Source organism: Variovorax sp. 20P10.2.4 (assembly GCF_058244205.1).
On the sequence record NZ_JBZAYE010000593.1, the window covers coordinates 1 to 4,527 of the forward strand.

At 70.6% G+C, this 4,527-nt stretch carries 3 protein-coding genes; all 3 read right to left on the reverse strand.

Going from position 1 to position 4,527, the window contains the following annotated elements; translation table 11 throughout:
- The coding region (locus AC27VN_RS33720; protein ID WP_490879386.1) for a CusA/CzcA family heavy metal efflux RND transporter at nt 1–2,370 on the reverse strand (2,370 nt) is incomplete at its 3' end.
- A gap of 9 nt (nt 2,371–2,379) precedes the next feature.
- Nucleotides 2,380–3,813, reverse strand: a complete 1,434-nt coding sequence (locus AC27VN_RS33725) for an efflux RND transporter periplasmic adaptor subunit (protein ID WP_490879387.1) — start codon at nt 3,811–3,813, stop codon at nt 2,380–2,382.
- Between the two features lie 8 nt (nt 3,814–3,821).
- Nucleotides 3,822–4,527: TolC family protein (locus AC27VN_RS33730; protein ID WP_490879388.1), on the reverse strand; the 706-nt coding region annotated here is incomplete at its 5' end.

Consider the following 4,527-nt stretch of genomic DNA (forward strand, 5'->3'; position numbering starts at 1 on the left):
CAGCCGCTGGATCGCCTCCAGGTCGGTGCGCAGGTTCTCGGGCAGGCGCACCACGATGCCGAAGCGCCGGTCGCCGTCGAACAGGATGCCCGCTTCGCGGCCGCCGACCGCGGTCGAGACCGCGTCCTGCACGTCGCCCACGTTGAGGCCGTAGCGCGCGGTCTTGCCGCGGTCGATCTCCACCGTGAGCATCGGCAGGCCCGTGGTCTGCTCGACCTTGACCTCGGCCGCGCCGCCGATGCCGTTGAGCACGCCGGCCACCTGCGCGGCGGTCTTCTCGAGCACCGCCATGTCGTCGCCGAAGATCTTCACCGCCACGTCGCTGCGCACGCCCGAGATCAGCTCGTTGAAGCGCAGCTGGATCGGTTGCGAGAACTCGTAGTTGTTGCCCGGCAGCTTCTCGACCTCCTCCTGCACCGCCACCAGCAGCTCGGCGCGGCTGCGCCGGGGCGTGGGCCATTCGCTCTCGGGCTTGAGCATGATGTAGCCGTCGGAGATGTTCGGCGGCATCGGGTCGGAAGCGATCTCGGCCGTGCCGGTGCGCGCGAACACGCGCTCGATCTCGGGGAATTTCGCCTTCAGCGTGCGCTCGAGCTGCTGCTGCATCTCGACCGACTGCGTGAGGCTGGTGCCCGGGATGCGCAGCGCCTGGATCGCGAAGTCGCCCTCGCTGAGGCTGGGCACGAACTCGGTGCCCAGGCGCGTGGCCAGCAGGCCCGACAGCACCACCGCCACCGAGGCCAGCGTGATCACCAGCGGCTTGGCGTTCATCACGCGCGCCAGCAGCGGCGCATAGGCGCGGCGCGCCCACGACATCAGCCGGTTCTCCTTCTCGCCGACCTTGCTGCCGATGAACAGCGCCACGGCCGCGGGGATGAAGGTGATCGACAGGATCATCGCGCCCAGCAGCGCGATCACCACGGTGAAGGCCATCGGGTGGAACAGCTTTCCCTCGACGCCGGTGAGCGCGAAGATCGGCAGGTACACGATCATGATGATGAGCTGGCCGAACAGCAGCGGCCGGCGCGCCTCCTGCGAGGCCGCGAAGACCTCGTGGAAGCGCTCGCTGCGCGTGAGCGGCCGGCCCTTGTGGGCCTGCGCATGGGCCAGGCGGCGCACGCAGTTCTCCACGATCACCACCGCGCCGTCGATGATGATGCCGAAGTCGAGCGCGCCCAGGCTCATGAGGTTGGCGCTGATGCGCTGGTTCACCATGCCGGTGAAGGTGAACAGCATCGACAGCGGGATCACCAGCGCGGTGATGATGGCCGCGCGGATGTTGCCGAGGAACAGGAACAGGATCGCGATCACCAGCACCGCGCCCTCCAGCAGGTTCTTCTTCACCGTAGCAATGGCCTTGTCGACCAGCACCGTGCGGTCGTACACCGTCACCGCCTTCACGCCCTCGGGCAGGGTGCGGTTGATCTCCTGCATCTTGCGGTCGACCGCCTGCGAGACGCTGCGGCTGTTCTCGCCGATCAGCATGAACACCGTGCCGAGCACCACCTCGCGGCCGTTGTCGGTGGCGGCGCCCGTGCGCAGCTCCTGGCCGATGCCGACCTGCGCCACGTCGGACACGCGCAGCGGCACGCCCTGCGCGTTGCCCAGGATCACGTTGCCGATGTCCTCGGCCGACTTCACCTGGCCCGGCGCGCGGATCAGGTACTGCTCGCCGCGCTTCTCGATGTAGCCCGCGCCCACGTTGGCGTTGTTGCGCTCGAGCGCGGTCACGATGTCGGTCATCGTGAGGCCGTGCGCGAGCAGCTTGGCGGGATCGGGCGCGATCTGGAACTCCTTGGCGTAGCCACCGATGGAGTTGATCTCGGTCACGCCCGGCACGTTGCGCAGCTGCGGCTTGATGATCCAGTCCTGGATCTCGCGCAGGTCGGTGGACGTGTAGGGCTGGCCGTCGGGCCGCTTCGCGCCCTCCTCCGTCTCCACGGTCCAGAGGTAGATCTCGCCCAGGCCGGTGGAGATCGGCCCCACCACCGGCGAGATCCCCTCGGGCATCTTCTCGCGCGCCGACTGGATGCGCTCGTTGACGAGCTGGCGCGCGAAGTAGATGTCGGTGCCGTCCTTGAAGATCACGGTCACCTGCGACAGCCCGTAGCGCGACAGCGAGCGCGTCTGCTGCAGGCCCGGCAGGCCGGCCATCACGGTCTCGATCGGGTAGGTCACGCGCTGCTCGGTCTCGAGCGGCGAGTAGCCGGGCGCGGCGGTGTTGATCTGCACCTGCACGTTGGTGATGTCGGGCACCGCGTCGATGGGCAGCTTCTGGTAGCTGAACACGCCGAGCGCGGCCATGCCCAGCACCGCGAGCAGCACCAGCCAGCGCTGCTCGATGGCGAATCGGATCACACGTTCGAACATCGTGCGTCCTCAGTGGGTGTGGGTCGCAGAGGCCTTGCCCTGCTGCGACTTCACGACGAAGCTGCCCGCGGCGGCATAGGCCTGGCCCGGCTTCAGCCCGCCGGTGATCTCGATGCGCTGTCCGTCGCTGCGCCCGGTCTGCACCGCCTGCGGCAGGAAGCCGCCGGGCACGCGCAGGAACACGGTGGGCTTGTCCTCCACGCTATGCACCGCCTCGGCCGACACCGTGACCGGCGCCTGCAGCTCCGAGGCCACCAGCTCGACATTGACGAACAGCCCCGGACGCCACACGCGCTGCGGGTTGGTCAGCGTCACGCGCGCGGTCGCGGTGCGCGTCTGCGCGCCGAGCAGCGCGCCCACGTACGAGACCTTGCCCTGCGCCACCTGGTCGAAGGCGGTGGAGCGGATGCGGACCGTCTCGCCGGTGCGCACCAGCGGCAGGTGCTGCGCCGGCACGCTGATCTCGGCCCAGACGGTGGACAGGTCGGACACGGTGAAGACGTTGGCGTCCTCCTTGACCGATTCGCCGAGCGAGATGTGCTTCTCGACCACCAGCCCGTCGAAGGGCGCGCGCAGCTCGTAGCGGCCCAGCGAGCCGCCGCCCGAGCCCGGCACGGCGCCGAGCGCCAGCAGCTTCTGGTTCGCGTTGGCGACCGCGATCTGCGCCTCCTGCATCAGCTGCTGCGCCTGCAGGTAGTCCTGCTGCGGCGAGATCTTCTCCTCCCACAGCTTCTTTTCGCGCTCGTAGGTGCTGCGCGCCAGCTCGAGCCGGCGCTGCGCCGACTGCAGCTCGCTGCGCTGCTCCGACAGCGCCGGGCTCGAGATCACCGCCAGCACCTGGCCGCGCTTGACCTCCTGCCCGAGGTTGGCGGGCACGCTGTCGACCACGCCCGGCACGCGCGGCACCACGTGCGCCGTGCGGTCCTCGTTGAAGCGGATCTCGCCCGGCAGCTGCAGCGCGGTGCGGATGTTCGCGGGGCCGGTGGTCTCGATCGCCACGCCGGCGGCCTTGATCTGGGCCTCGGTGAAGGCGATCCTGCGGTCCTCGCCCTCGTGCCCGCCGGCGGCGGCCTTGGGCTCGGCCTTCGCTTCGCCCTTTGCTTCGCCCTTGGCCTCCTCCTTGGCCCCGTGCCCGTGGCCGTCGTCGCCGGCCTCGGCCTTCTTCTCGCCCTTGCCCTCTTCCTCGTGGTGCTCGCCATCGGCATGGCCCTTCGCCTCCTCGTGGTCATGGCCATGGCCGGCGGCCTCCTTGCCGCTCTCGTGGTGCTCCTCGTCGGCATGCGCGGCCGACTCGGCGTGGCCGCCGGCGGGCTTCGACGGTCCTCCGGTGCGCAGGATCAGCGCGCCGACGGCCAGCCCCACGGCCAGCACGACGGCGATCGCGATCCATTGCTTGCGGCCCACGGCGGGCGCGGCGTTCTTGCGTTCTTGTTCGATGCTCATGGGAAACCTCAGCGGGTGACAGCGGAATGGGGGGTGGCGGCGGGAATGGCGGCCATGGGGGCCGGGGTGGCGAGGTCGTCGGACAGGCCCTCGGTGCCGAGCAGCCGGTCGAGTTCTCCCGCGGCGCGGTGCGCCTCGGCCAGCGCCAGCAGGTACTGCGCGCGCACCTGGAACAGCGTGCGCTGCGCATCGAGCGCCTCGAGGAAGCTGAACTTGCCGAGCTCGAAGCCCTTGGTGGCCGCGCGCCAGGCCTCGGCCGCGCCGGGCAGCGCGTCGCGCTGCAGGGTCTCGGCGGTGGCACGCGCCGAACGCAGCCGTTCGCTCGCCTGGGCCAGGTCGGCGCCCAGCTGCAGTTCGGCCGCGGCGAGCTCGTCGCGCGCCTTCTCCTCGCGGCTCAGGGCCTCGGCGAGGTTGCCGCGGTTGGTGTCGAAGATCGGCAGCGGCACCGACAGCCCCAGCACCACTTGGTCACGGCGCGAACTGCCGGCACCGCCCTCACCCTCGGAGGCCGGCACGCGCTTGGCGCCCAGCGACACGGTCACGTCGGGAATGCGCTTGGCGCGCTCGAGCTCGGACAGCGCGCGCCGGCGCTCGACCTCGAGCCGCGCCTGGCGCAGCGCCGGTGCCTCGGCACGGCGCAGCGCCACCTCCTGCTCGCCCAGGGGCTGCGGCAGGCGGTCGACCGCGCCGTCGACCTGCGTGAAGCGCGGCACC

Coding starts and splice junctions, on each gene's coding strand:
- AC27VN_RS33725 (WP_490879387.1), bottom strand. CDS start 3,813: ATGAGCATCGAACAAGAACGCAAGAACGCCGCGCCCGCCGTGGGCCGC.